Source organism: Micromonospora sp. NPDC047762 (assembly GCF_043204655.1).
Taxonomy (GTDB): Bacteria; Actinomycetota; Actinomycetes; order Mycobacteriales; family Micromonosporaceae; genus Micromonospora.
This window is the reverse complement of record NZ_JBIDCQ010000001.1, coordinates 15,199-41,322: the sequence shown is the minus strand read 5'-3', so window position 1 is coordinate 41,322 and position 26,124 is coordinate 15,199. Positions and strand designations below refer to the sequence as shown.

The 26,124-nt window shown below is 70.9% G+C and carries 27 protein-coding genes; 18 read left to right on the top strand and 9 right to left on the bottom strand.

Going from position 1 to position 26,124, the window contains the following annotated elements:
• The first annotated feature begins 3 nt into the window (after positions 1-3).
• The 4 genes from ACGF3C_RS00190 to ACGF3C_RS00175 all read left to right on the top strand — a co-directional run bounded on the left by ACGF3C_RS00190 (position 4) and on the right by ACGF3C_RS00175 (position 3,179).
• Positions 4-738 carry a M50 family metallopeptidase gene (locus ACGF3C_RS00190; RefSeq protein ID WP_357221169.1) on the top strand — a complete coding sequence of 245 codons (735 nt, stop codon included), beginning with the start codon at positions 4-6 and terminating at the stop codon, positions 736-738.
• A gap of 36 nt (positions 739-774) precedes the next feature.
• Entirely contained in the window at positions 775-1,758 is a 984-nt protein-coding gene (locus tag ACGF3C_RS00185; RefSeq protein ID WP_393217410.1) for a ketopantoate reductase family protein, read from the top strand.
• A 61-nt stretch (positions 1,759-1,819) separates the two neighbouring features.
• A complete protein-coding gene (locus ACGF3C_RS00180) occupies positions 1,820-2,320 on the top strand; it encodes a SigE family RNA polymerase sigma factor (protein WP_393217408.1) in 501 nt (166 codons plus the stop codon).
• Positions 2,313-3,179: a hypothetical protein gene (locus tag ACGF3C_RS00175; protein ID WP_393217406.1), complete on the top strand. Its 867-nt coding sequence runs from the start codon at positions 2,313-2,315 to the stop codon at positions 3,177-3,179. The genes ACGF3C_RS00180 and ACGF3C_RS00175 overlap by 8 nt, the downstream gene beginning before the upstream one ends.
• 84 nt (positions 3,180-3,263) lie before the next feature.
• On the opposite strand, the gene ACGF3C_RS00170 is transcribed toward ACGF3C_RS00175, so the two are convergent.
• Positions 3,264-4,847: an acyl-CoA carboxylase subunit beta gene (locus tag ACGF3C_RS00170; protein WP_357221177.1), complete on the bottom strand. Its 1,584-nt coding sequence runs from the start codon at positions 4,845-4,847 to the stop codon at positions 3,264-3,266.
• 84 nt (positions 4,848-4,931) lie between these two features.
• On the opposite strand from ACGF3C_RS00170, the gene ACGF3C_RS00165 reads away from it, so the two are divergent.
• Entirely contained in the window at positions 4,932-5,807 is an 876-nt protein-coding gene (locus ACGF3C_RS00165) for a biotin--[acetyl-CoA-carboxylase] ligase (RefSeq protein WP_393217404.1), read from the top strand.
• A gap of 107 nt (positions 5,808-5,914) precedes the next feature.
• Positions 5,915-6,487: a PH domain-containing protein gene (locus ACGF3C_RS00160; RefSeq protein ID WP_357198008.1), complete on the top strand. Its 573-nt coding sequence runs from the start codon at positions 5,915-5,917 to the stop codon at positions 6,485-6,487.
• A 45-nt stretch (positions 6,488-6,532) separates the two neighbouring features.
• On the opposite strand, the gene ACGF3C_RS00155 is transcribed toward ACGF3C_RS00160, so the two are convergent.
• The 3 genes from ACGF3C_RS00155 to ACGF3C_RS00145 form a co-directional block, all read right to left on the bottom strand.
• Positions 6,533-7,174: a MaoC/PaaZ C-terminal domain-containing protein gene (locus tag ACGF3C_RS00155; RefSeq protein WP_393217401.1), complete on the bottom strand. Its 642-nt coding sequence runs from the start codon at positions 7,172-7,174 to the stop codon at positions 6,533-6,535.
• The gene (locus ACGF3C_RS00150) at positions 7,171-7,878 is read right to left on the bottom strand and encodes a GtrA family protein (protein ID WP_387351813.1); all 708 of its coding nucleotides are present in this window, start codon (positions 7,876-7,878) and stop codon (positions 7,171-7,173) included. Before ACGF3C_RS00150 ends, ACGF3C_RS00155 begins: the two co-directional genes overlap by 4 nt.
• 63 nt (positions 7,879-7,941) lie before the next feature.
• The gene (locus ACGF3C_RS00145; protein ID WP_393219005.1) at positions 7,942-8,478 is read right to left on the bottom strand and encodes a GtrA family protein; all 537 of its coding nucleotides are present in this window, start codon (positions 8,476-8,478) and stop codon (positions 7,942-7,944) included.
• A gap of 439 nt (positions 8,479-8,917) precedes the next feature.
• Between ACGF3C_RS00145 and ACGF3C_RS00140 the strand changes: the two genes are divergently transcribed.
• From ACGF3C_RS00140 to ACGF3C_RS00125, 4 genes are all read left to right on the top strand, one after another.
• A complete protein-coding gene (locus ACGF3C_RS00140; protein ID WP_357221185.1) occupies positions 8,918-10,762 on the top strand; it encodes a phosphoenolpyruvate carboxykinase (GTP) in 1,845 nt (614 codons plus the stop codon).
• A gap of 37 nt (positions 10,763-10,799) precedes the next feature.
• Positions 10,800-11,669: a hypothetical protein gene (locus ACGF3C_RS00135; RefSeq protein WP_357221187.1), complete on the top strand. Its 870-nt coding sequence runs from the start codon at positions 10,800-10,802 to the stop codon at positions 11,667-11,669.
• 361 nt (positions 11,670-12,030) lie between these two features.
• Positions 12,031-13,173, top strand: a complete 1,143-nt coding sequence (locus ACGF3C_RS00130; protein WP_393217398.1) for a geranylgeranyl reductase family protein — start codon at positions 12,031-12,033, stop codon at positions 13,171-13,173.
• Between the two features lie 31 nt (positions 13,174-13,204).
• Positions 13,205-13,975 (top strand): isoprenyl transferase, encoded by a 771-nt coding sequence (locus tag ACGF3C_RS00125; protein WP_091394347.1) that lies wholly within the window; start codon positions 13,205-13,207, stop codon positions 13,973-13,975.
• A 42-nt stretch (positions 13,976-14,017) separates the two neighbouring features.
• Here the strand turns inward: ACGF3C_RS00125 and otsB are convergent, their stop codons facing one another.
• From otsB to ACGF3C_RS00110, 3 genes are all read right to left on the bottom strand, one after another.
• Positions 14,018-14,842: a trehalose-phosphatase gene (gene otsB, locus ACGF3C_RS00120; protein ID WP_357198025.1), complete on the bottom strand. Its 825-nt coding sequence runs from the start codon at positions 14,840-14,842 to the stop codon at positions 14,018-14,020.
• 67 nt (positions 14,843-14,909) lie between these two features.
• Entirely contained in the window at positions 14,910-15,263 is a 354-nt protein-coding gene (locus ACGF3C_RS00115; RefSeq protein ID WP_210784414.1) for a hypothetical protein, read from the bottom strand.
• Between the two features lie 162 nt (positions 15,264-15,425).
• A complete protein-coding gene (locus tag ACGF3C_RS00110; RefSeq protein ID WP_091394342.1) occupies positions 15,426-15,869 on the bottom strand; it encodes an XRE family transcriptional regulator in 444 nt (147 codons plus the stop codon).
• A 264-nt stretch (positions 15,870-16,133) separates the two neighbouring features.
• Here ACGF3C_RS00110 and ACGF3C_RS00105 point away from each other — a divergent pair, with 264 nt between their 5' ends.
• From ACGF3C_RS00105 to ACGF3C_RS00075, 7 genes are all read left to right on the top strand, one after another.
• Entirely contained in the window at positions 16,134-16,478 is a 345-nt protein-coding gene (locus ACGF3C_RS00105; RefSeq protein ID WP_110562608.1) for a hypothetical protein, read from the top strand.
• A 31-nt stretch (positions 16,479-16,509) separates the two neighbouring features.
• Positions 16,510-16,845 (top strand): hypothetical protein, encoded by a 336-nt coding sequence (locus ACGF3C_RS00100; protein ID WP_357198029.1) that lies wholly within the window; start codon positions 16,510-16,512, stop codon positions 16,843-16,845.
• 412 nt (positions 16,846-17,257) lie between these two features.
• Complete coding sequence (locus ACGF3C_RS00095) at positions 17,258-18,673, top strand: PhoH family protein (protein ID WP_357202766.1); 1,416 nt, start codon at positions 17,258-17,260, stop codon at positions 18,671-18,673.
• 278 nt (positions 18,674-18,951) lie between these two features.
• On the top strand, positions 18,952-19,629 hold the full coding sequence (locus tag ACGF3C_RS00090; protein ID WP_357221191.1) for a lytic transglycosylase domain-containing protein: 678 nt from the start codon (positions 18,952-18,954) through the stop codon (positions 19,627-19,629).
• A 106-nt stretch (positions 19,630-19,735) separates the two neighbouring features.
• Positions 19,736-20,389: a rhomboid family intramembrane serine protease gene (locus ACGF3C_RS00085; RefSeq protein ID WP_355009440.1), complete on the top strand. Its 654-nt coding sequence runs from the start codon at positions 19,736-19,738 to the stop codon at positions 20,387-20,389.
• Positions 20,390-20,495: 106 nt separating this feature from the next.
• Complete coding sequence (locus ACGF3C_RS00080) at positions 20,496-21,464, top strand: NAD(P)/FAD-dependent oxidoreductase (RefSeq protein ID WP_393219002.1); 969 nt, start codon at positions 20,496-20,498, stop codon at positions 21,462-21,464.
• A gap of 65 nt (positions 21,465-21,529) precedes the next feature.
• Positions 21,530-23,197, top strand: coding sequence for a hypothetical protein (locus ACGF3C_RS00075; protein ID WP_393217392.1), 1,668 nt, complete (start codon positions 21,530-21,532; stop codon positions 23,195-23,197).
• Between the two features lie 15 nt (positions 23,198-23,212).
• Here ACGF3C_RS00075 and ACGF3C_RS00070 read toward each other — a convergent pair whose 3' ends face one another.
• Both ACGF3C_RS00070 and glpX read right to left on the bottom strand, forming a co-directional pair.
• Positions 23,213-24,187, bottom strand: coding sequence for a DMT family transporter (locus ACGF3C_RS00070; protein ID WP_357202754.1), 975 nt, complete (start codon positions 24,185-24,187; stop codon positions 23,213-23,215).
• Entirely contained in the window at positions 24,184-25,215 is a 1,032-nt protein-coding gene (gene glpX, locus ACGF3C_RS00065; protein WP_238661612.1) for a class II fructose-bisphosphatase, read from the bottom strand. Before glpX ends, ACGF3C_RS00070 begins: the two co-directional genes overlap by 4 nt.
• Before the next feature lie 159 nt (positions 25,216-25,374).
• Between glpX and ACGF3C_RS00060 the strand changes: the two genes are divergently transcribed.
• The gene (locus ACGF3C_RS00060) at positions 25,375-26,022 is read left to right on the top strand and encodes a DUF4245 domain-containing protein (RefSeq protein WP_357221198.1); all 648 of its coding nucleotides are present in this window, start codon (positions 25,375-25,377) and stop codon (positions 26,020-26,022) included.
• Positions 26,023-26,124 lie beyond the last annotated feature (102 nt).

Below are 26,124 nucleotides of genomic sequence, written 5' to 3'. Positions count from 1 at the left end.
CCCATGATGTCGATCGACGGACTGGGCGAGAAGTGGGACACGCTGTTCGGCGCGCAGCCGGACCCGCCCGCGCTGCTGGTGCTGATCACCGGAGCCGTCGCGCTGGTGGTGGTCTCCACCCGGCTGCCGTGGCGGATCGCCCGTAACGCCGTCACCATCGCGCACGAGGGCGGGCACGCCCTGGTCGCCCTGCTCACCGGCCGCAAGCTGCGCGGCATTCGACTGCACTCGGACACGTCCGGGCTGACGCTCTCCGCCGGCCGCCCCACCGGGCCGGGCATGATTCTCACTCTGCTCGCCGGGTACGTCGCACCGCCGCTGGTCGGGCTGGCCGGGGCCTGGCTGCTCGGTGGTAACCGGATCACCCTGCTGCTCTGGGTGGCCGTGGTGCTTCTGCTGGCCATGCTCGTCATGATCCGCAACGCCTTCGGTGTGGTGTCGCTGCTGGTCACGGGCGCCCTGGTGTTCGCCGTCTCCTGGTACGCGACGCCGCAGGTCCAGGCCGCGTTCGCGTACACCGGGGTGTGGTTCCTCCTGCTCGGTGGGGTGCGACCGGTGGTCGAGCTGCAACGGCTGCGCTCGCGGGGCCGGATGCCCGCCTCCGACGCCGACCAGCTCGCCGGGCTCACCCCGTTCCCGCCGCTCTTCTGGGTGGGCGTCTTCGCCCTGGTCAACGTGGCGGCGCTGATCGCCGGAGCGCTCCTGCTCGCCGGCCCGTTCCTCCCCACGTCGCCCTAGCCGCCTCGCTCCGGTCGATCCGGGCAGAATGAGGCAATGCGATACCTGATCATCGGCTCGGGTGCGGTCGGCGGGACCATCGGCGTACGGCTGGCCCAGGCCGACCGGGACGTGACGGTGGTGGCCCGCGGTGCGCACCTGGAGGCGATCCGAGCGCGGGGCCTGACCCTTCGGCAGCCCGAGGGTGAGGTCACCGCCCGGCTCGCGGCGGTGGACCGGCCCACCGACCAGCCGCTGCCGGCGGACACCGTGCTGATCCTCACCGTCAAGTCACAGGACACCGCCGGCGCGTTGGCCGCCTGGGTGGACGCTCCGGTGGTCGGCGGCGGCACGGCGGGAGAACGTCTGCCGCTGGTGACCGCGCAGAACGGGGTGGCCAACGAGCGGGCCGCGCTGCGCCTCTTCGCCGACGTGCACCCGGTCTGCGTCTGGCTGCCGGCCACCCACCTGGACCCGGGTGTGGTGGTCGCCAACGGGTACCCGCATCCCGGGATGCTCCACATCGGGCGGTACCCCGGAGGCGCCGACGACACCGACCGGGCTGTCGCCGCCGACCTGACCGCCGCCGGCTTCGTCGCACCGGTCCGCACCGACGTGCTGCGCTGGAAGTACGGCAAGCTGCTCAGCAACCTCGGTAACGGCCTGCAGGCGTTGCTCGGCCGGGACATCCCGGACGCGCTGGTCGAGCGGGTACGCGCCGAGGGCGTCGCCGCGCTCGCCGCCGCCGGCATCGCGCACACCTCCCCGGAGGAGGAGAAGGCCGAGCGCGGCGACCTGGTCGGGCAGCGCCCGGTCGACGGCGAGGCCCGCTCCGGCGGCTCCACCTGGCAGAGCCTGGCCCGGGGCACCAGCTCGACCGAGGTCGACCACCTCAACGGTGAGATCGCGCTGCTCGGCCGGTTGCACGGGGTGCCGACGCCGGTCAACGCCGCGGTGCAGCGGGCCGTACGCCGGGCGGTCCGGGAGCGGATCGGGGCCGGCGCGTTCCCGCTCGACGAACTGGAAAAGTCGATCGCCTGACCGGGCAACCAACGGCCCTTGCCGGTGCGTGTTCCCAGCGACCGACACGGGGAGGTATCGGGTGCCGGACGTCGACGGGTTCGACGAGTTCTACCGGGGGAGTCGGCAACGACTCCTCGGGTTCGTCTACGCCCTCACCGGTGATCGGGGTGAGGCCCAGGACGCCGTGCAGGAGGCGTACGTCCGGGCGTGGCAGCTCTGGTCGACGATCAGCGGGTACGACGACCCGGAGGCGTGGGTACGGGTGGTGGCCAGCCGGATCGCCGTCAGCCGGTGGCGCAGCCTGCGTAGCCGCGCCCGCGCCTACCTGCGACACGGGGCCACCGAGACCGTTCCCGGGCCGGGCACCGACACCGTCGCTGTGGTCGCCGCACTGCGTCGACTGCCCGAGGAGCAACGCGTCGCCATCGCCCTGTACTACCTGGTGGGCATGCCGGTCGCCGAGGTCGCGCGGGAGACCGCGGCCCCGGTGGGCACCGTCAAGGCCCGTCTCTCCCGGGGGCGTACCGCGCTCGCCGGCCTGCTCGCCGTCTCTGATCTGGAGGAGGCCACCGATGCGTGACGACCCGACATTCGTCGAACAGATCCAACGGGACCTGCAGGACGTGCGGTGGCTCGGCCCGGAGGAGATCCGCTCCCGGGCCCGCCGCCGCAGCCAGCGCAGGATCGTGGTGGCCACCGTCGCGCTGGCTCTCGCAGGGGTCTCCGCAGTGGCGGTCGCCGCCCCGAGGAAGTCCGCGCCGCCGGTCCCGCCGGCCGCCGCGCCCTCGGCCTCGCCGACCCGGCACGAGATCACCAGCGACGCCCTGTTGCAGCCGGCCGACCTGCCGCAGCAGGTCGACGTGCAGCTCAGCCAGTCGGGCCTGGGCGAGCCGGTCCTGCTGGATCACATGCTCGGTGCCTGCCGGACGAGTCAGGGGCGATCGAATGGCTGGCTGCATTCGATCCTGTCCCGTTCGCAGACCCTGGTACCGAAGCGCGCCGCGGCAGTCCTCACCCAGTCCGATGGTCTGATCACGCAGGATCTCTACCGGCTGCCTCCGGAGGCGGCCATCCAGCTTCTCGCCACCATGGACGACCTGGTCGCACCGTGTGCCGAATGGACCAGCGTCGGCGAATACAAGGTGCAGGGCGCAACAGGCACAGGCACCGCGTCGGCAACGCACCGCTGGGCGGTGATCCAGCGGGACTTCGCCGGTGACGGGGCTGCGCTGCTGCGGCACACCGGTTCGCAGCCCGTCGACCAGAAGACGGGCAAGCCCATCGCCGCGCCACCTCGGCCGACCACCACCGCCGTGGTCCGGGTGGGCGACCTGATCACAGTGCTCACTCTGAGGCAGACGGGCATCGAGGTGGACCTGCCCCGATTGGCGGAGGTCGCCGCCCGCCGGATGTGCGTCGCCGCCAACCCGGCCTGCTGACCACTGTCGATCCGCGCAACCTCAGGTTTGTCGCCCGCCGCCCGGAGGCAGCACTTCTCCTGACGTTGCGCGGATCGACCGGCCTCAGAGCGGGATGTTGCCGTGCTTCTTGGGCGGCAGGGTTTCCCGCTTGGTCCGCAGGACACGCAGCGCCCGGACGATCTGGGTGCGCGTCTCGTGCGGAGCGATCACCGAATCGATGTACCCGCGCTCGGCGGCCACGTACGGGTTGGCCAGGGTGTCCTCGTACTCGGCGATCTTCTCGGCCCGGACCGCCGCCGGGTCCTCGGCACCGGCCAGCTCGGAGCGGTAGAGGATGTTCACAGCGCCCTGCGCGCCCATCACCGCGATCTGCGCGGTCGGCCAGGCGAAGTTCAGGTCCGCGCCGAGGTGCTTGGAGCCCATCACGTCGTACGCCCCGCCGTACGCCTTGCGGGTGATCACGGTGACCTTCGGGACGGTCGCCTCGGCGTACGCGTAGATGAGCTTCGCGCCCCGGCGGATGATGCCGTCCCACTCCTGACCGGTGCCGGGCAGGAAGCCGGGCACGTCCACGAAGGTCAGCACCGGAATGTTGAACGCGTCGCAGGTGCGGACGAAACGGGCGGCCTTCTCCGAGGCGGCGATGTCCAGGGTGCCGGCGAAGTGCATCGGCTGATTGGCCACCACGCCGACCGGCCGTCCCTCGACCCGGCCGTAGCCGACCACGATGTTCTGCGCGTAGAGCGGCTGGACCTCCAGGAACTCCCCGTCGTCGAGGACGTGCTCGATCACCGTGTGGATGTCGTACGGCTGGTTGGCCGAGTCCGGGATGAGGGTGTCCAGCTCCCGGTCCTCGTCATTGACCTCAAGCGAAGCGGGGGCGTCGACCACGACCGGCTCGTCGAGGTTGTTCGACGGCAGGTACGACAGCAGCGCCTTGACGTAGTCGACGGCGTCCTCCTCGTCACTGGCGAGGTAGTGCGCGTTGCCGCTGCGGGTGTTGTGCGTACGCGCGCCACCCAGCTCCTCCATGCCGACGTCCTCGCCCGTCACCGTCTTGATCACGTCGGGGCCGGTGATGAACATGTGCGAGGTCTGGTCGACCATCACGGTGAAGTCGGTGACCGCCGGAGAGTAGACGGCGCCGCCGGCACAGGGCCCCATCACCAGTGAGATCTGCGGGATGACGCCGGAGGCCCGCACGTTGCGGAAGAAGATCTCGCCGTAGAGGCCGAGCGAGACGACGCCCTCCTGGATGCGCGCGCCGCCGGAGTCGTTGATGCCGACCACCGGGCAGCCGATCTTCATGGCCAGGTCCATCACCTTGACGATCTTCTCGCCGAAAACCTCACCGAGCGAGCCACCGAAGACCGTGAAGTCCTGCGCGAAGACGCACACCTGCCGGCCGTCCACCGTGCCGTAGCCGGTGACCACGCCGTCGCCGTACGGGCGGTTCCGCTCCAGCCCGAAGGCCGTGGACCGGTGCCGGGCCAGTTCGTCGAGTTCGACGAAGGAGCCCTCGTCGAGCAACATCTCGATCCGTTCGCGGGCGGTCTTCTTGCCGCGCGCGTGCTGCTTCTCCACGGCGCGGGCCGACCCGGCGTGCACCGCCTCGTCGACCCGGCGCTCCAGGTCCGCCAGCTTGCCCGCGGTGCTGTGCATGTTGGTCCCGGTCTCGGTAGTCACCCAGGGAATATAACGATGGTTCAGGTGGGTGCCGCTGTGCAGTACGCCTCAGTGTCGCCCGGAGCACCGCCGTAGGCTGGCGGAATGTCGGGCTCCCCGTACACCGATCTGGACCGGCCGCCGCTGTCGGCGGCCCGGCTGCGCCGCGCGTTGACAGCGCCGAACGGGCCGTGGGCCCGACTGGAGCTGCGTGTCGAGACCGGCTCCACCAACGCTGACGTGGCCGAGGCCGCGCGGGCCGACGAGCCCGAGGGCCTGGTCGTGGTCGCCGAGCGGCAGACCGCGGGGCGCGGCCGGCGCGGGCGGGTCTGGCAGTCGCCGGCGCGGGCCGGCATCGCGACGAGCGTCCTGCTGCGGCCCGGAGAGGCTGTGCCGGACCGCGGCTGGCTGCCGGCGACACCCACCGGGTACGGGTGGCTGCCGTTGCTGGCCGGCGTGGCGTTGGTGGAGGCGGTGGCCCGGCTGGCCGAGCTGGAAGCCACCCTCAAGTGGCCGAACGACCTGCTGATCGACGACGCGAAGTGCGCGGGCGTGCTGGCCGAGGCGGTGCCGGGACGGGCGCCGGACCAACCGCCGGCGATCGTGCTGGGCATCGGGCTCAACGTGACGTTGCGCGCCGACGAGTTGCCGGTGAATCCGACCGGGCTGCCGGCCACCTCGCTCCAGTTGGCCGGCGCGGTGGCCACCGATCGGGATCCGCTGCTGCGGGCGCTGCTGCGGGCGGTGGCCGACTGGTACGACCGTTGGCGTTCGGCGGGCGGCGACGCGGTGGCCAGCGGCCTGCGCGACGCCTACCTGGAGGCCTGCGCGACGATCGGGCGCGAGGTACGCGTCCTGCTCCCCGACGGCGACTCCCTGACCGGCACCGCCACCGGAGTGGACCCGGACGGCCAACTGATGGTCACCACGTCGACCGGCGCCCGAACCCTGGCCGCCGGCGACGTCCTGCACCTCCGCTGAGGACGGGCAAGATCACGTAGAGCCGAGTGGGCCCGCGCGGCGGATGTTGTGGTGGGGCCTGGGGGGTTTACCGTCTGCGCGTCCAGAAAATCGCGTTGGAGGTTCCCGTGGCGTTTCCCGAGGACGTGCTCACCGAGGACGAGCACGTCGTGCTGCACCTGCACCCGCACTGGAAGGCGTTGATCCGGCCGATCGCGGTGCTGGTGCTGGCCATCGCCGCGGTGGTGGTCGGCGTGCTCCTGTTGCCCGAGAGTGGCGGCGGTTCGGTCGCGCTGGCCGTGATCGGGGCGATCGCCCTGGTCGCGGTGCTCTGGCTCGGCCTGTGGCCGTTCCTGGTCTGGCGCACCACCCACTACCTGTTCACGAACGAGCGAGTCCTGCTTCAGCAGGGTGTGCTCTCCCGGGACCGGCGGGACCTCCCGCTCGCCCGGGTCAACGACCACTCGATGAACCAGCGTTTCGTCGAGCGTCTGCTCGGCTGCGGGACGCTCACCATCGAGTCGGCCGGTGAGCGCGGCCAGTCGGTGCTCGCCGACGTGCCGGACGTCGGGAAGGTGCAGACCACCCTGTACGAGCTGGTCGAGGCACAGCACGACAAGCACTCGCTGGGCGATGGCGAGATGCGCGACATGCTCGCCGACATGCAGGACGGCAAGCCGCTTCGCGACACCACGACCTGATCCGGGCCGGTGGAGACCCGCCCCTGGCACACCGTCGGGGGCGGGTCAGTCGGGTGGGCCGCTGCTCTTCGTCGGGTCGGTCTGGGACGACCCGACGGTGGACGGGTCTGCTGCGGTCGGGCCGCTGTCGGGCTGGTCAGCTGCGGGCCGGTCAGCGTCGGTCGGCGTGGCTTCGGCGGGGTCGGCCTCGACCGGTCGCACGGCGAACCAGCCACGGAAGCGGGTCCGCAGCACCTCCTGCTCGGGCCGGTCGTCCGGGCCGAGGCGCAGCATGGTGCCGGTGAGGCTGACGGTGCCGAGCCCGGGGCGGGCAGTCGACGGCCGGGCTCCCATCACGTCGACCCGGACCGCGAGCCGGTCGCCGGCCCGCACCGGGGCGAGCCAACGCAGCTCCTCCAGGCCGGGGGAGGCGTCCGCGGCGGCCCGGGACAGCAGGTGGTCGACGTACGCGCGCATGAACAGGCTGACCGTGTAGAAGCCGCTGGCGATCAGACCACCGTGTCGGCTCGCCGCAGCCAGGTCGGGGTCGACGTGGTACCACTGCGGGTCGAAGCGGCGAGCGAAGGCGACCATCTCGTCGCCGTCCACGGTGACCACGCCAAGATCGACGGTGAGCCCCGGGACGAGATCCTCGAAGAACAGCTCGGCGGGTCGCCCCGTGCCGGAGCGGGCGTCGGGTGTCGTCACCGGCGGGGCGCGCGACGGGTGCCGACGTGCAGCTCCGCGGCGAGTTCCGCGTCCAGGTCGACGGCGGGGCTGACGCTCAGCCGCGGGAGCCGACCCTGAGTCGGTGCGCCGGCTGGCGGGTCGTTGCGTTGCGCTGACTCCGCCTCCTCCAGCTCGGACACCGATTCCGCCAACTCGGCGACCGGGTCCATCTCCGCCATGGTGTCCCACTCGTCTCGCGGAATGCTGTGCCAGGTGGAGTCAGGCTTCGCGGGCTCGTCCTCGGCCGGCGCGACGGGTTGGAAGACGAACGTGCGGTATGACCAGAACCGGAACAGCGTGGCCAGCAGGACGCCGACGGTCTTGGCCAGATTCAGTGCCAGCAGGCCGTGTACGCCGAGACCGTACTTCGCCGCCGCCACAGCCCCCAGCTCAATGAGCAGGCCAGCGCCGTTGAATAGGAAGAAAAGCAGATATTCCCGGCGAAGCGCCGATTTCGGGCGATCACGGTACGTCCAGTGCCGATTCATGAGGTACGACGTGATGGTGGCGACGATCGTCGCGATCACTGTCGCCTTCAACTGACCATTGACGAAAACGGTCAGTGCAAGGGCATTGAACACCGCGTAATTGATGACGGTGTTGATGCCGCCGACGATGCCGAACTTGAGCGCCTCGTGGATGAACTTCTGCCAGCGCTCAGGCAGCAGGCGGACAAGACGCATGCGAAACACCTTAGGGCAGTCGGTGCGGCCGGCGATCACCGGCCGAACGAGGTGGGCGGCAGGTCACGCCCCGTGGTCACGGTCGGGATCCACCTGCGGAAGGGTCGGGGTTCCCGCTTCGACGAAGACGAACCGCCGGTACGACCAGAATCGAAACAGCGTGGCGAATCCCGTACCGACGATGTAGCTGGCGAGATTGTCCGCCAGGCGCGTCTGGAACACGTCCGGCCAGATGGCCCCGAGCCCGTAGCGGCTGAGCGCGAGGCAGGCCACCGTGATGCCGAGACCGACCGCGTTGAAGAAGAAGAACAGCGCGTACTCGCGGGCCGCGTTGTTGCGCTGACGGTGCCGCCACGTCCAGAACCGGTTGCCCACGAAGGCGACGGACGCCGCGATCACCGTGGAGATCGTCTTCGCCGTCAACTCTTCGACGCCGTGCCTGCTCGTCAGGTAGTTGAAGAGCGCGAAGTCGACGAGGAACGCGAAACCACCCACGGTGGCGAACTTGCCCATCTCGCGGATGAGGTGACCGAAGCGGTCGAGGAGTAAGCCGACGAGACCCCGTCGGGTCTGCCGGGGACCCGGTTGTTCCCCGGTCATCGTGGCGGCCACGGGGGGAGCCTACCGGCTGCCGGCCAGTCAGAGGGGTAGCAACGGCAAGCGGGCGTGGTCTCCCGGAGGGGCCCAGCACCGTGTACGTAACCACTGCACAGAGCGTAACCAATTGGGAGGACTGAGCCGCTGCGGAACGGGAATCACCGCATCGGTCGGCGGGGCAGGTCAACGGCCCGACCGCAACAAGCGTCCGCCGGGGTGCACAACAAGATTTGCGTGAAACTGCGCGGGAAAGCGGGTATCAGCTCGTGATGCCGCAGCGAGGCCGTAGCTTGTGCAGTTCTTCACAACCTGTCCCACTGACTCGGAAGGCTGCCCGGTTTACGCTGAGGCCAATCCCAGGTTTCCACGAAGGCGACGCATCGCGCCGCTGAGTCTCGTGCATCCCATAGATCGGTCAGCGTCGACCACAAGGAGATGTGTCATGGTTGCTCCGGCTGTTGTGCGGGGTATCGATCAGGCCCCGACGTCCCATCCGAAACTGCTCGCCTGGGTCCGTGAGGTCGCGGAACTGACCACCCCCGACCGTGTCGTCTGGGTGGACGGGTCCGACGAGGAGTGGCGCCGCCTCACCGATGAGCTGGTCGAGGCCGGCACCCTGATCCGGCTCAACCCGGAGAAGAAGCCCAACTCGTTCTACGCGCGCACCGACCCGACGGACGTCGCCCGGGTCGAGGAACGCACCTACATCTGTTCCGTCGACGAGGCGGACGCCGGCCCCACCAACAACTGGATGGCGCCGGCCGAGATGAAGCGGACGATGACGGATTTGTACCGGGGCTCCATGCGCGGTCGCACCATGTACGTCATCCCGTTCGTCATGGGGCCGGTCGAGGCCGAGTCCCCGATGTTCGGTGTCGAGATCACCGACAGCCCGTACGTGGTCGCCTCGATGCGCATCATGACGCGGATGGGCACCCGGGTCCTGGAGGCCATGGGCGACGACGCGGACTTCGTGCACGCGCTGCACTCGATCGGCGCGCCGCTCGCTCCCGGCCAGCAGGATGTCGCCTGGCCGTGCAACGACACCAAGTACATCTCGCACTTCCCGGAGAGCCGGGAGATCTGGTCGTACGGCTCGGGTTACGGCGGCAACTCGCTGCTGGGCAAGAAGTGCTACTCGCTGCGGATCGCCAGCGTGATGGGCCGCGACGAGGGCTGGCTCGCCGAGCACATGCTGATCCTCAAGATCACCTCGCCGGAGGGCAAGGTCTACCACATCGCCGGCGCCTTCCCGTCCGCCTGCGGCAAGACCAACCTCGCCATGGTGGAGCCGACGATTCCCGGCTGGAAGGTCGAGACCATCGGCGACGACATCGCCTGGATGCGGTTCGGCCCGGACGGCCGCCTCTACGCCGTCAACCCCGAGTACGGCCTGTTCGGCGTCGCGCCCGGCACCGACTGGAAGACCAACGCCAACGCCATGCGCACGCTGGACCGGGGCAACTCCGTCTTCACCAACGTCGGCCTGACCGACGACGGCGACGTCTGGTGGGAGGGCATGGGCGAGCCGCCGGCACACCTGATCGACTGGAAGGGCAACGACTGGACGCCGGAGAGCGACAGCCTGTCCTCCCACGCGAACAGCCGGTTCTGCACCCCGATCACGCAGTGCCCGATCCTCGCCGACGAGTACTTCGACCCGAACGGCGTGCCGATCGACGCGATCCTCTTCGGTGGACGCCGCAAGGACACCGTGCCGCTGGTGACCGAGGCCCGCGACTGGGTGCACGGCGTCTACATGGGTGCCACGCTCTCCTCGGAGACCACCGCCGCCGCGTCCGGAGCCGTCGGCGTGGTCCGGCGGGACCCGATGGCGATGCTGCCGTTCATCGGCTACCACGCCGGGGACTACTTCCGGCACTGGATCGAGATGGGCAAGGGCACCGACGGCGACGAGGCGAAGCTGCCGAAGATCTACTACGTCAACTGGTTCCGCAAGGACCCGGACGGCTCGTTCCTCTGGCCGGGCTTCGGGGAGAACTCCCGGGTGCTCAAGTGGGTCGTCGAGCGGATCGAGGGCACTGCCGACGCGGTCGAGACGCCGGTCGGCATGGTCCCCGCGCCGGACGCCCTGGACGTCGAGGGCCTGGACATGACCCCGGAGGATGTTCGGATCGCGCTGAAGGTCGACCCGGACGAGTGGCGTAACGAGCTGCCGATGATCACCGAGTGGTTCGAAAAGTTCGGTGACAAGCTGCCCGGCGTGCTCTGGGCCGAGTTGGACGCGTTGCGCGCCCGCCTGGACGCCGCGCAACCGCAGCGGTAGGTGTGAACGAGACCCTTCGCGGGCAACATCGGATTTCATGAGGACGGCCGCCGAGACACAGGTCCGGCGGCCGTCCGCCGTCCGGGTGCTCACCATCCTGCTGGCGACGACGGCGGCGGCCACCGTCGTGGTCGAGCTGCTCAACTGGTGGTACGCCCCGGAGCAGGGATTCGGGCTCGCGGTACGGACCGGCTGGGCCATGCTGCGCTCGTTCGGCTTCCTGCTGCTGATCGGCCACGTGCGACGGGGTCGTACGGCGGCCCGCCCGTTCGGGCTGATCCTCGCGGTCACCACGATCTTCGCGGTCGGCCGGCTCATCGTGCCCCGGCAGGGCGTGCCGCCGCTGCCCGGCCTGCTCGGCTTCGCCATTCTCACGGCGCTCTGCGTCGCGGTGGTCTGGCTGCTCTACCGCTCGTCGGCGTTGGCAGCGCACCTGGTCCGGCACCGTCCACGCCTCGTCATCGACCGGGATGGCATCTCCTGGCGGGAGACGCCGCCACGCCGACCACAGGCCAGTGCCTGGTTGTTGACCAGCCGGGTGGCTGCCTTCACCTACAGCCCGCTGATGCTGGTGCCGGCACTGGTCGCCGGCGGTTCCATCCTGGATGGTCGACTGACCGCGGTGCCGGCCGTGCTGTTCTGGTTCGGTGCGGGCATCACGGCCAGCTACGCGGTGCTGTTCTGCACAGCGTTCCTGATGCGGGGCAAGGACTGGGCACGTGGCCTGCTGGTCGTCGTCACTGTGGCCGTACTCGCCGTGGATCTGCCGCTGTGCTGGTGGCTGCTGGGTGTAGACGGCCTGGTCCGCGACGGAGGCCCCCTGGTGGCGGCGGCAGGGCTGACCCTGTACGGCCTTCGCCGCGCCGCTCGCGCCCCCGACGACGCCGGACCTGAACCCCGACCTTGACGGCGGCGGCGCCCCCGCACCGACGCCTCCGGGTGCCGACCCGGCGGCCGACCGCGGCCCAGCACCTGCCCATCCCCTCGTCTGCTCTGCACCGTCCTTTGCTCTGCACCCCAATAGGCGACAGTCGCGGACGGTAACCGTCGCATCCGCGGGTGCAGAGCAAAGGTGGGGTGGGTGAGATTGGCCGGCCGGGTGCGGGAGCGTTCTTCGCGGGCGGCCAGGGGGCAGGATGGCGGGTGGCGTCGGTCACAGTGTCGACGTCGGGGCGAGCTGCGGAAATCGTCGCGGCGGTCGGCCGCGGGGCCGACCGGGTCGCCCGGCGGGAGCGGCCGCGACGCGGCGGACTGGGAGGAGGCTCGTGGTGGGCGACGAGTTCGACGTGGTGGTGGTGGGGGCGGGACCGGCCGGGGCGGCAGCCGCGCTGACGGCGCGCCGGGCCGGTGCCAGCGTGCTGCTGCTGGACCGGGCCGACTTTCCCCGGGACAAGGCGTGTGGTGACGGGATCGCCGCGCACTCGGTGGACGTGCTCGCCGAGCTGGGGGTGACCGAGGCGGTGGCGGGTTACGCGCCACTGCCGGCGTTACGCATGGTCTCGCCGGGTGGCGGTGCGGTCGCTCGGGCGCTGCCCCGACCCGCGTACACAGTGCCCCGGGAGGTTTTCGACGCGCGGCTGGTGGCGGCCGCGGTGGCCGCCGGCGCGCAGCTGCGCCGGCACACGGTGCGCCAGGTCGAACCGCGCGCGGACCGGGTGGTGCTCGACGGGCAGGTGTCCGGCCGGGTGGTGATCGGCGCGGACGGCGCCGGCTCGGTGGTACGTCGGGCGCTCGGCCATCCGCAGAATCCCGACCGACACCTCGCGCTGGCCATCCGGGGGTACGCCCCGGCTCTGCCCGGCCCGTCCGAGCAGCTCATCGTCACCTCGAAGGCGCGTTGGCCGGCGTACGCCTGGTCGTTCCCGATCGGTGACGGCCGGGCGAACGTCGGATACGGGGAGGTCCTGCGCGGTGAGCCGCTGAGCCGCGCGTACCTGCTGGACCGGCTGGCCGCGCTGCTGCCCGGCACCGATCTGGCGACCGTGACCGCGTTGCGCGCGCATCACCTGCCGCTCTCCACCCACCGGCCGTCGCCGGGGCGTGGGCGCACCCTGCTGGCCGGGGACGCCCTGTCACTGATCAACCCGTTCACGGGGGAGGGGATCTTCTACGCGTTGCTCTCCGGCGCGCTCGCCGGGTCGGCGGCGGCCCGGTCGCCTGAGGGCGCGGCTGGCCGCTACGCCGACGGGTTGCGTCGCCGCCTCGGCACCCACCTGCGGCACAGTTCGGTAGCGGCGTGGTTGGCCCGGCGACGTCGGGTGGTGGACGCGGCGGTCCGGGCCGCCCGTCGGGACGACCGGGTGTTCTACGACGTGGTCGAGCTGGGGCTGGGTGACGGACGCCTCACCGCTCGTACGCTCGCACTGATCGGTGTCGGTCTGGGCGGCGGGGATGGGGCTCCGAGGCAGTGAACTGGCGCAAGGGTCGCTACGCTGCTAGGTGATGACGCTGCGGAACCTTATCTACTCCGTGTACGAGCGCCGGCTCACGGCGAAGCTCGCGGGTAAGCCGGTGCCCCGGCACGTCGGGGTGATGTGCGACGGCAACCGCCGATGGGCGAGGGAGATGGGCTTCGTCGACCCGAACGACGGGCACCGGGTCGGCGCGGCGAAGATCAAGCACGTCCTCGGCTGGTGTGACCAGGCCGGCGTCGGGCACGTGACCCTCTACCTGCTGGCCACGGACAACCTGCGCCGTCCGGCCGCCGAGCTGGACCCACTCCTCAAGATCATTGAGGACCTGGTGGTGGAGCTCTCCGAGGAGGGCAACCCCTGGCGACTGCGCATCGTCGGAGCGCTCGACCTGCTGCCGGCGCAGACTGCGGCGGCACTCAAGGGCGCCGAGGAGCGCACCCGTGAGCGCACCGGTGGCGCGGAGGTCAACATCGCGGTGGGCTACGGCGGCCGCCGGGAGATCACCGACGCGGTCCGTTCGCTGCTGCTGGAGCACGCCGCCACCGGAGGCACGATCGAGGAGTTGGCCGAGGTGCTGGACGTCGAGCACATCGCCGAACACCTCTACACCCGCGGCCAGCCCGACCCGGACCTGGTCATCCGCACCAGCGGCGAGCAGCGGCTTTCCGGTTTCATGCTCTGGCAGTCCGCGCACTCGGAGTTCTACTTCTGCGAGCTCAACTGGCCGGATTTCCGGCACATCGACTTTCTGCGGGCCCTGCGCTCGTACGCCACCAGGCAACGCCGCTACGGCGCCTGACCCGGCGGCGACGCCGTCGGCCGCCGCTGGGGTCAGGTCGGTTCAGGACAGGTGGGTCAGCGCCCGGGTGAGGAAGTCACCCAGGGCGGCCGGCGACTCGATGGTCAGGTCGGCGGCGTTGGCCACCTCGTGGCCGGTCTCCGGGTTGGCCACCGCCACACAGACGCCGAGGAAGTCCGGGTCGGCGGTGGCGCGAGCGCGCAGCGCGGCGAACGCCTTGATGTCGGAGACGTCATCGCCGAAGTACCAGGCGCCGGTGGCACCCTTGATCGCCTCGCCGATCACCATGCCCTTGTCCCGGTCGACAGGTGGCTTGAGCTCCAGCACCATCCGCCCGGCCTGCGAGCGCAACCCCAGACGGTCGGCCTGCGCCTGCCCCCACTGCTGCACCGTCGCGCCGAGTTGCGGGGCGGTACGCCAGTGCAGCGCGACCGAGAGCCGCTTGTACTCCACAAGCGTGCCGGGTGGCAGTTCCGCCCGAGCCAGGTCGGCCAGCTCCGACATGGTCGGCACCCAGGGCAGCGCGGCCGGTTCGGTGACTGTCTCGCCGCCGGAATGGCTGTGCTCCAGCCCGTAGAGGCCGTAGAGGTCAACGCCAGCGAGCCCGCCGAGCTGATCCCGAAGGAACTCGACGGGTCGGGCGGAGACGATCGCGACCCGCTGCACGACCGGGGCGAGCGCCTCGATCGCGGCCAACGCCTTGGGCGCCGGGCGTACCGCGGTCGGATCGTCGTCGACGGGCGCGAGCGTGCCGTCGAAGTCGAAGAAGAGCACGGTCCCGGCCGCCCGGCTGGCGGTTACCCGCCAGGCCTGGTCGGCGTTCAACGGGGTCCTCGGCTGTTGATTTCCCAGATTCAACGGCGGCACGCGCGTCAGCGTACCCCGGCGATCCAGGCTCATTCCTGGCCGAGCGGACCCATTGAGCGGTAAGCGATCAGCGTTCGGCGGCTCCTCGTCCGCGCCGGCCGAACGGCACCACCGCGGCTTCCTGGCCGTGGCTCAACAGGTAGCCCTCCACGAACCCGGTGTTGCGATCGCCGGTGTGGTTGTCGATCTCGTTGAGCCGTGCCACCAGGAACTCGGTGAGCGCGCTGATTCGGTTGTTCAAACGCTCGTGCAGCTCGGCGACGACGGCCAGGACGACCGCGGTGCCGGCGGTGATGAGCGCAAAGAGGTTGACGAGCAGCGGCAGCTGCCCGCCGTCGACCGCGAGGGTCACCGTGTTGCCGGTCGCCCACAGTGTCACCGACACCGTTGCGACCACGACTGCCAACCACTTCAGGGTCATGGACAGACCCCTCCTTCTGTCCCGCAGGGCTGGGTTCGGCCTTGTCCCGTCCCCCCGCCGATGACGAGCCCAAGCAGTACGAATAGGGACGCTAGCGTGCCCGTTCCAGCCCCGGAGGCAAACGAATGAACCTGACCAGGCGTTCTTTCGCTATCTGAGGAACTAGCCTGCCTGATTGCCCCTTTTTCGGACATCGACCGGCAGCGTTGGGCGGTATGCGAGGTATCTGATGGTTTCCCGGATGTGGAACTTCTCCGCGTCCGACACCTGCGGATCGACCAGACGGCGCAGCAGCGCCTCCACGTCGGGGTCCATCGGCGGGGCGGCCTGGCCGGTGCGGGGGCCGGCTGCGGCGCGGTCCCAGCCGAGTGCGGCGAAGGCCGCGGCAGGGTTCAACCCCAGGCCCTCGCAGAAGGCGACCACCCGTTCGGCCTCCGGGTCGCTGGCCCAGTCGCCCCGGACCCAGCGGTTGATGGTCTGCCGGGAGACGCCGGTGCGCCGGGACACCTCGGTGCCGCTCCAGGCTCGGGTCGCCCGCGCCTCGTCCAGGGCCCGCCTGACGAAGGTGGCGAAGGCGATCTTCCGCGCATTGGCCGTCTCGGTCACTCCGTGACGGTACGACCAGCCGGCTACAGGTGCGCGCCCCGGCTCGCCACTGTCACGCGGACGTGACGAAGGGTTCGGATTTCCGGTAAACGAGTCAGTGCCACTGTTGAGGGGTGTCACGCGGGCAGAATAGATGAACGTCGTGGCAAACGTAAGCGGACGAAAAGCTGATACTGTCACGCCCATGGGACAATCTACGGTGTGTCACGTGCATGAGACGATTGGTGCTCACATGCGTCACGCCCCCGGTGCCAGGGGGTCGTGGTGACCGAGCTCGCCACCCGCGCCCAGGCCTTCGGGCTGATCGCCGAGGGTGTCGCCGCGGGGCTGACCGCCCCCTGGCGCCTCTATCTGGCCCGAGGCTGCCGCTACCTGTCGCTGAGCGTCGGTGATCGTGCCGAGTGGAACGCCTGGCGTACCCATCTCGGCTGCCCGGAGCTGAGCGTCCGGGTCTACGACGCCGGCGGCGAAATCCGTCGGTCCTCGATGGCCGAAGTCGTGCTGGACGGCTGCCGGATCAGCGTCGAGCTGGTCGAGGAGGTCAGCACCGACGACCTGGACCGGCTGCTCGTCGCCGACCCCACCACGATCGAGCCGGAGGAGCGATGACCTGGCGTCCCGGCTCGGCCGGAGCTGCCCGATGAGCCCGTTTCTCGCTGTGTTCCTCGTCCTGGTGCTCGGTGCCACCAGTTACGCGGCCGGCCGGCTGCACGGGCAGCTCAGCTACCGCATCGGCTACCGCTTCGGTTACCGGCAGGGCTACTTCGACGGTGACCGGGGCGCCTGGAACCGGCGTCGTCGGGACGCCCAGGCGGCGATCGCCTCGGCCCTGTCGGTCTCGCCGGCGGGCGTGGTCCGCACCGCCGGTGCTGTCGAACGCCCCGGCACCACGTACACCGGCTCGTCGTTCAGCGCGCCGGCCGCCCCGATCACCGGGCGGCACCCGACCGGCACGCTCGTCCGACGTACCGGTTGAGGTCGGTCGGCGGGCCTGCCCGCCGACCGGCGCCACGAGCGCGGTGCGTCGTCCGCGGCGGACACGCACCGTCGGGGCCACGTCAGACCGGTGACGGTGGCCCCACCGGCCGGGATGCGCGCAGGGGGCATGCATCCCGGCCGGGTCCGCCGCGTGCGCGACAGTGCCTTTCGACTGGTGCGGGCGTCGACGGAGCGCTGTTCACGAGCGCGTCTTGGGAGATCCACGTTCGGCCCCTAGCCGGGAAGGTCCGGCGGGGCTAGCGTCTAGGCATGGCACGGGGTTCTCCCGAGCCAGCCGGTCCGCCCGGATCTGCGACCTCGCGCATGGGGTTCCGCATCCGACCCCGTGTCCCCGGGCACCGGAGGAGGCGGAACACGGGTGGCGGGTGCCCATCCGTCGGAGCAGGCCTGTGACGACTCGCCGTACCATCGCCGGTGCCGACCAAACCCCGGCCGCGACTGCCACGCCCCGCCGAGCCACCAGGAGCCGCCGTTCGGCGGCCGCCGCGCCGGCCGACCCCAAGGAGCCACGACCAGCCGGCCAGGCCTTTGTCCTGGACACGTCGGTGCTGCTCTCCGACCCGGCGGCGTTTCACCGGTTCGCGGAGCACGAAGTGGTGCTGCCTCTGGTGGTCATCACCGAGTTGGAGGGAAAGCGGCACCATCCGGAGCTGGGCTGGTTCGCCCGGCAGTCGCTGCGGATGCTCGACGACCTGCGGGTTCGGCACGGCCGACTCGACCGTCCGGTGCCCGCCAACGACGTCGGCGGCACCCTGCGGGTGGAGCTCAACCACACCGACGACGGTGTTCTGCCGCCCGGGTTCCGCAACGAGAGCAATGACGCCCGGATCCTCTCCGTCGCGCTCAACCTCGCCGCCGAAGGGCGGGAGGTGACCCTGGTCAGCAAGGACATGCCGTTGCGGGTCAAGGCGGCCTCGGTTGGACTGCGCGCCGACGAGTACCGCCACGGCCAGGCCAGCGACCCGACCTGGACCGGTATGTCGGAGATGGAGTTGAGCGAGGAGCAGATCGGCCAGTTGTACGCCGGCGAGACGCTCGACCTCGACGAGGCGGCCGGGCTGCCCTGCCACACCGGTCTGGTGCTGCACTCGGGGCGTGGCTCCGCACTCGGTCGGGTGCTGCCGGACAAGTCGGTACGTCTGGTTCGGGGCGACCGGGAGGCGTTCGGGCTGCACGGCCGCTCGGCCGAGCAGCGAGTCGCCCTCGACCTGCTGCTGGACGAGTCGATCGGGATCGTCTCACTGGGTGGCCGGGCCGGCACCGGCAAGTCGGCGCTGGCGCTCTGCGCCGGGCTGGAGGCGGTGATGGAGCGCCGCCGCCACAAGAAGGTGATCGTGTTCCGCCCGCTCTACGCCGTCGGTGGCCAGGAGTTGGGCTACCTGCCGGGCTCGGAGTCGGAGAAGATGTCGCCGTGGGCCCAGGCGGTCTTCGACACGCTCGGCGCGGTGGTGCACGAGAACGTGCTGGAGGAGGTCACCTCGCGGGGCATCCTCGAGGTGTTGCCGCTGACCCACATCCGCGGACGCAGCCTGCACGACGCCTACGTGATCGTGGACGAGGCCCAGTCGCTGGAGCGCGGTGTGCTGCTGACCGTGCTGTCCCGGATCGGGCAGGGCTCCCGGGTGGTGCTCACCCACGACGTGGCCCAGCGGGACAATCTGCGGGTCGGCCGGCACGACGGGGTGACGGCTGTCATCGAAGCGCTCAAGGGTCATCCGCTCTTCGCGCACGTCACCCTCAGCCGTTCGGAGCGATCTCCGATCGCGGCGATGGTCACGGACCTCTTGGAGGACATCCCGATCTGACGGGTGACAATGGGGGCTTTTGTCCGCATTATCGGTGTGGCGCAGATCACAAACTGCCTGGTTGGTTTCCCATCAGCCTCACTGTGCGCAATCGTGTCCCACGAGCGTCCACGCACCACCGGAATCGTTGGTGATCGAACGTCGCGAGACGGACGACATCGGCGAAGGTCGGTGCGTCGGCGCGACCGGCAACCGGTCGGGGCGCTCGTGGCACGGCTGACGGTCCACCTGTGGTCTGCGCCGCGCCGCGTCCTTGCTCCCGACGAAGGGACCACTTCGTGAGTCGGCTGTGGAGCCGGTTGGGCGCCCGTACGGCTGCTGTCGCGCTGCTCTCCGTGGGCGTTGCCGGTGGCTTCTACCTGGGCGAAGACCGGGAAACCCAGCAACAGGGTCTGACCGAGCAGGTCAGTCTCGAGGTCGACCGGGCCGACCTCGCGTACCAGCGCGAGCGGCAGGCCGCCCACCAGGTGCAGTTCTCCAAGCAGCGGGCCGCCGAGTACCAGGCCAAGCTGCGGGCGAAGCAGGCCGCCAAGGAAGCCGCCGAGCGGGCCCGCAGGGCCGAGGCCGCCGCGGCGTCCCGTAAGCGCGAGCGCGCCGCCGCCAACGCACCCGCCAAGCCGTACGACGGGCCGATCCCGGCGTCCTGCGCGGAATACAGCGGCAACCGCAAGGTCGGCTGTGCCCTGATGATCGACAAGGGCTTCGGCATCGCGGAGTTCCCCTGTCTGGAGAAGCTCTGGACCAAGGAGAGCGGCTGGAACCACAAGGCCAACAACTCCTCGTCCGGCGCGTACGGCATCCCGCAGTCCCTGCCGGGCAGCAAGATGGCCTCGGTCGCGTCCGACTGGCGCACCAACCCGGCCACCCAGATCATCTGGGGGCTCGGCTACATCAAGGGCCGGTACAAGACGCCCTGCGGCGCCTGGACCTACTTCCAGAACAACGGGCACTACTGACGGCTCTCGAAGGCGGGGCGGGTGGCTCTCCACCCGCCCCGCCTTCGCGCGTACTCGAACGGGACGTGAGTGGCGGTCGGCCGCTTTTGCTGATAGCAGTTGTGGAGTGACCCTGCACCCGTCAAGCGGCGACCCGTTCCGGTTCGGCACCGAGGCGTTCTACGCCTCACTCGGCCGGGCGTTCGTCGCCATGTGCGCGGTGGTCCCGTTCCTCTTTCTCATCGAGGCCGTCGACCAGGGGCTCGCGTTCGGCCTGGACGCCACCGCCGGCATCATCCCGCAGCGCATCGAAGGGCTGGACGGGGTCTTCTTCTCCCCGTTCCTGCACCACGGCTTCGACCACCTCTACAGCAACAGCATCCCGCTGATCCTGCTGGGCACCTTCGTCCTCGCCGCCGGCGCCCGCCGGTTCCTCTGGTCGACACTGGTCATCATCCTGGTCAGCGGCCTCGGTGTGTGGTTCACCGGCTCACCCAACTCGGTGGTGGTCGGCGCCAGCGGTGTCATCTTCGGCTACCTGGGCATCCTGCTCACCCGAGGCATCGTCGAGCGCAGCTGGTGGAACTTCGCGGTCTTCCTCCTGGTCGGTCTGCTCTACGGCTGGCAACTGGTCGGCATCCTCCCCACCGACGAGCGGATCTCCTGGCAGGGGCATCTGTTCGGCCTGCTCGGCGGGGTGGTGGCGGCGATCCTGTTCCGTCGGCGGCGACCCGCGCTGGGCGGCCCGGACTACTCGGGCTCCACGCTCAGCCTGCCCTGAGGCGATTCTCCGGCGCGCCTCTGGGACATGCTTGCCCGACCGTCGCCGCCCGCTTACGGTCGAGATCAGCAAGCGTTGATCCGTGAGCGGAAAGCGACGGTACGCCATGCGCGAGGTCGATGTCGCCGTGATCGGGGCCGGTCCGGCCGGCCTCTTCGCCGCCTACTATGCCGGGTTCCGCGGGCTGTCGGTGGCGGTGATCGACGCGTTGCCCGAGCCGGGCGGCCAGGTCACCGCCATGTACCCGGAGAAGCTGATCCTCGACGTCGCCGGCTTCCCCGCGGTCAAGGGCCGCGACCTGGTGGCCAACCTGGTGGCCCAGGCGGCACCGTTCGATCCGCAGTACCTGCTCGGCACCCGGGCGGAGAAGCTCGCGCACGCCGACGGCCGCCCGGTGCTCGGCCTGGCCGGTGGCGAGCAGCTCGCGTGCGGCGCGGTCGTGGTCACCGGCGGGCTCGGCAGCTTCAGCCCTCGGCCGTTGCCGTGCGCCGACGGCGCCCCCGGCTCGGGGATCCTCTACTTCGTCACCGAGCCGACCGAGCTGACCGATCGGGACGTGCTGATCGTCGGTGGCGGCGACTCCGCGTTCGACTGGGCGCTGGCGCTGCAACCGTTGGCCCGGTCGGTGACCCTGGTGCACCGCCGGGAGAAGTTCCGGGCCCACGCCTCGACTGTCGCCCGGGTGCTCTCCCTGCCGGTGCGGGTGGTGGTCAACGCCGAGGTCACCAGGCTGCTCGGGGACGGCGCGGTGACCGGTGCCGAGGTGACAGTGCGCGGCGGCGCGACCGAGACGCTGCCGGTGGACGTCGTGGTGGCCGCCCTCGGCTTCACCGCCGACCTGGGCCCGCTCGCCGAGTGGGGGCTACGGCTGGACCGCCGGCACATCCTGGTCGACAGCGCGATGGCCACCAACCTGCCCCGGGTCTTCGCGGCCGGCGACATCACCGAATATCCGGGCAAGGTCCGGCTGATCGCCACCGGCTTCGGTGAGGCGGCGACGGCTGTCAACAACGCGGCAGTGGCCATCGACCCGAGCGCACACCTCTTCCCCGGGCACTCCTCCGACGCCGGCTGAGCGTCGGTATCTGACCCAGACCGACCCGAGTCCGGATCGAGACTGGTCGACCGGATCCTGAGAGGATGACGGGTCCCGAGACACCGCGGGACGGCGCGCCCACCACGCTGTCCTGGCTCTGCCACCCCGCAACCCTGGTCGCGCTGGTCCTGCTGCTGGTCAACGACCATGTGCTGAAGGTGGCCTTCCCTGGCCCGGTGACCGGCAAACTGAGCGACGTCGCCGGCTTGGTGCTGGCACCACCGCTTGTCGCGGTGCTGCTGACTCTCCTGGTGCCACGGCTGCCGTCCCGGGCCGCCGCGCTGGCCGGCCTGGTCGCGGTGGGTGCCGGGTTCGCGGTCGTCAAATCCAGTGGGTACGCCGCCGAACTCGCCTCTTCGGCCTGGACCGTGCTGGCCGGGCCGTCGCTGCTCCGGGCCGACCGGACCGACCTGCTCACCCTGCCGGCGCTATGCCTGTCCTGGTGGAGTTGGACGCGGTCACGTCGCCGCCCGGTGCGCCGACGGACCGCCCGGCTGGTCCGGTTGCTGGTGGTGCTGCCACCGGCGGTGCTGGCCGTGGCAGCGACCAGTGCGATCCACTACCCGTACGCGGTGGGCACCGCGATGCTCGACGGCCAACCGGCGATCTCGGTCGGCAGCGGTTACAGCGCGTCGGACTGGCCGACCAGCGCGTCGGACGGGCAGTGGGCGGTCAGCGATGACGGCGCGACCACCTGGCGGCCCGCCACCGATGACGAGAAGCAGCGGCTGTCCCGCCAGGAGACCGGGCAGCAGCAGGCGTGCGCTCCGGATGAGCCCCGGCGTTGCTACCGGGTCGTCACCGGGCACCTGCGGGTCGAGGAGAGTGACGACGCTGGTGCGACCTGGAGGGTGGCCTGGGAGGTGCCCGACGAGCAGCGGGAGGAGTTGGCCCGCCGGTCGCCGAACCCGGGCGATGTCCAGCGCCACTTCGCCTCCCGCGACCTGGTCGTCTACCCCCATGCCAGGGGCGGTCACGAGGTGCTGGTCGCCAACGGCCGGGACGGGTTTCTGCGCCGCCTGCCCGACGGTGCGTGGCAGCGCGACGGGTTCCTCTTCAAGGAGGGGCAGAGCGCCATGTCGTGGACCGATCCGCCCCGACTGGGCGGTGGCGGGCCCGGTGACCGCGGGACGGACCTGCTGCTCGCCGTCGCGTTGGCGCTGACGCTCGGCTGTGCCGTCGCCGCGCTCGCCGGTCACCTGGCTATCCGCCGTGGTGGAGGCCCGCGCTGGTGGGGGATCGCTGGCAGCGGGGCACTGCTGGTGGCGGGCATCGTGCTGGCCGCGGCGTGGGAGCGTGACGACGACATGCTGGCGTTCATGGCCGTGCCGTTCGTGCTGGCGGTGGGCGTCCTCACCGCGGTGGCCATGATCGTTCGAGCCTCCTACCAGGGTGCTCTGCGTCAGTGGATCAGGTGGGTGATCACCGGGCTTCTCCTCACCGCGTTCCTGGCCGGGCTGCCGCTCGTCGGTTGGCTGTACGGCACCCCGTCGCGGACCCGGTTCGCGGTGGCGATCGCCCTGCTGGCCCTTGTGCCGGGCGTGCTGCTGGCCACCCGGATCGCGGGGCTTGTCGACCCGGCCCGCGCGTTCGAGCGCCGGTACCCGCCGCGCCCGCACTATGCGCCCTATCCGCCGTACGGGCCCTATCCGCCTGCGCCCTACCCCGCGCGCCCGCCGACGGTGCCTGATCCGCCCTACCCGCAGCAGTGATCCGGCGGGGGCCGGTCAGCGGCGGGGGGCGGGCGGCGCCAGCGCGGCGATCAGCACCGCCACCATTGTCAGCGCGGCCCCGAGCAGGGTGTTCACACCCGGGTGCGAGGCCGCTGTGGGGAGGATCAGGTCCAGCAGGACCGCGCCCACGATCTGCCCGGCGATGGTGGCCAGACCGAGCAGCAGCACACCCGTGAAGCGCACGATCGCGGCGGCGATCGCGATGAACACGATGCCGATCGGGCCGCCCAGGTAGAGCCACGGCTCGGACGGCAGCTCACCGCCGGGCCAGCCGCGTACGGCGATGTCGATCGCGAACGCGACGAGCAGGGTGGCGGTGCCGACGGCGAAGTTCACGAGCGTGGCGGTCAACGCACTGTCGGCCGCCGCCCGGACCCGACCGTTGACGGCCTGCTGCCAGGCGATACCCACCCCGGCGAGCAGTGGTAGCAGGGCCAGCGCCAGCGCGCCCAGGTCGCCAAGACGGTCGCCGACCGCCAGGCCGACCGCCAGCACGGTGAGCACCGCTCCGGCCAGCCGCTGCCGGGTGACCGGCTGCCGTCCGGTCGGCCCGATTCCGGCCCGGTCCACGGCGAGGCTGCTGCCGGTCTGGCCGGCGACCACCGCCACGGTGAAGACCGCCACGCCCAACGTGCCGATCGTGAGGCCCTGGGTGGCCACCAGGAAGGCCCCGCACATCCCGCCGAGGCACTGCCAGGGCCGTAGCGTGCCGGTCCGCAGGGCCCGCCGCGTCGCGACCAGCCCTCGCCGACCACCTGGGGTCGCGGGCACCAGCACCAGCAGCACCAGCAGACCGATGCCGAACGACACGACCGCGGCGGCGAAACCGTCGTCGAGGCGTACCCCCAGCTCGCCGTTGATGCGCGACTGCACCGCCACCGCGACCCCGGAGGCCGACGCCAGCGCGACGCCGGTGATCCGGCGGGCGGCCGACAGGGTCTGCGGGGTCGCCGTGTCGGCGGCTGTCACTCCTGCTCGGCCAGCGGACGACCGTCGAAGTCGACGGCGGAGTAGAGCGCCAACTTCTCCAACCGGTGGTACGAGTCGATCACCCGGATGGTGCCGCTCTTCGAGCGCATCACGATCGACTGGGTGTACGCGCCGCCCGCCCGGTAACGCACCCCGCGCAGCAGGTCGCCCGAGGTGACCCCGGTCGCCACGAAGAAGCAGTTGTCGCCGGTGACCAGATCATCGGTGCCCAGCACCCGGTCGAGGTCGTGCCCGGCGGCGATCGCCTTCTCCCGCTCCTGCTCGTCGCGCGGCCACAGCTTGGCCTGCATCGCACCGCCCATGCACTTCAGCGCGCACGCGGAGATGATGCCCTCCGGGGTGCCGCCGATGCCCATCAGGACGTCGACGTCCGACTCGCCCCGGGCCGCCGCGATCGAGCCCGCGATGTCGCCGTCGGAGATGAACCGGATCCCCGCCCCGGTCCGGCGAATCTGCGTGACCAGGTCGTCGTGACGGCTCCGGTCCAGCACGCAGACGGTCACCTCGGAGACGTCGGTGCCCTTGACCTTGGCGATCCGGCGCAGGTTCTCCGCGACACCGGCGTTGATGTCGATCACGTCGGCGTACGCGGGCCCAACAGCGAGCTTCTCCATGTAGAACACGGCGCTGGGGTCGAACATCGCACCGCGCTCGGAGACGGCGAGCACCGCCACCGCGTTCGGCATGCCCTTGCTCATCAGGGTGGTGCCGTCCACCGGGTCGACGGCGACGTCCACCTCCGGGCCTGTGCCGTCGCCGACGTGTTCGCCGTTGAAGAGCATCGGGGCGTTGTCCTTCTCGCCCTCGCCGATCACCACCACACCGCGCATCTGGATCGAGTTGATCAGCTTGCGCATCGCGTCGACCGCGGCCCCGTCGCCGCCCTCCTTGTCGCCCCGACCGACCCAACGGCCGGCAGCCATCGCCGCGGCCTCGGTGACCCGGACCAGGTCGAGGGCAAGGTTTCGGTCGAGATCCTGTGGGATCCGCGTCCTGGTGTTCGTCATGACGGCTACTCCTCCTCGCGACGGTGCGGGGACGACCGGTGGCGGGGAGGCCCCCACTGCCGGCTTTGTCGCTGATCCTCACACGATGGCCGACCGGGCGTCGGCGCGGGGCGGTGATGGCCTGGATACCGCCGGTCGGGCGGCTGCGAAGATAACGGGGTGGAACCCGCACAGCCTGCCGACCGCGTACCCGCCGACAGCACGCCGCCCGACGGTCAGCCGCCGGCCGACGTCCCCGCCGGCCGCAGTGGTGAGCCCGCCGCGACCGACCCGACCCCAGCGCCGCCGGCGGTGTCCGGCAAGTCCGAGCGGTCGCCGAAGGACATGGCGATCTCGCTGCTGGTGCTGCTCGTCCCGATCGCGCTGCTCCTGGCGTTCTACCGGGGATTCCTCGGCGGCGACCAGGCCACCACAGTCGATCCTGCGCCCGCCATCGAGCAGGCACGTTCGGCGAACGTCTTCCCGGTGAGCCAGCCGCAGGGTCTCGGCGCCGACTGGAAGACGGTCAGCGCCCGCTACCAGACCGTCGAGGGCGGTGCGAACCTGCGACTCGGCTACCTCACGCCGGAGGGGCGGGGCGTCCAACTGCTGCAGAGCAGCGTCCCGGCGGACCGTCTGCTCCCCGCCGAGCTGACCAGCCAGGGCCAGCCACAAGGCCCCACCGAGCTGGCCGGTCGCGCCTGGCAGCTCTACACGGCCCGGGGGAACCAGCAGGCGCTGGTCCTGCTGGAGCCGACCCGCACGGTGATCGTCGTCGGCGACGCCCGGGACAACGAACTCCGCGAACTGGCCGGCTCGCTGCGCTGACCGGACCCGGTGGAATGGCCCCGTCGGCGCTGAATCTGGGCAACTGGCCCGAAGGGTGATTGTCCGACGCGTCGACAGGGAAGAAGGAGGGGGTGATCCGGG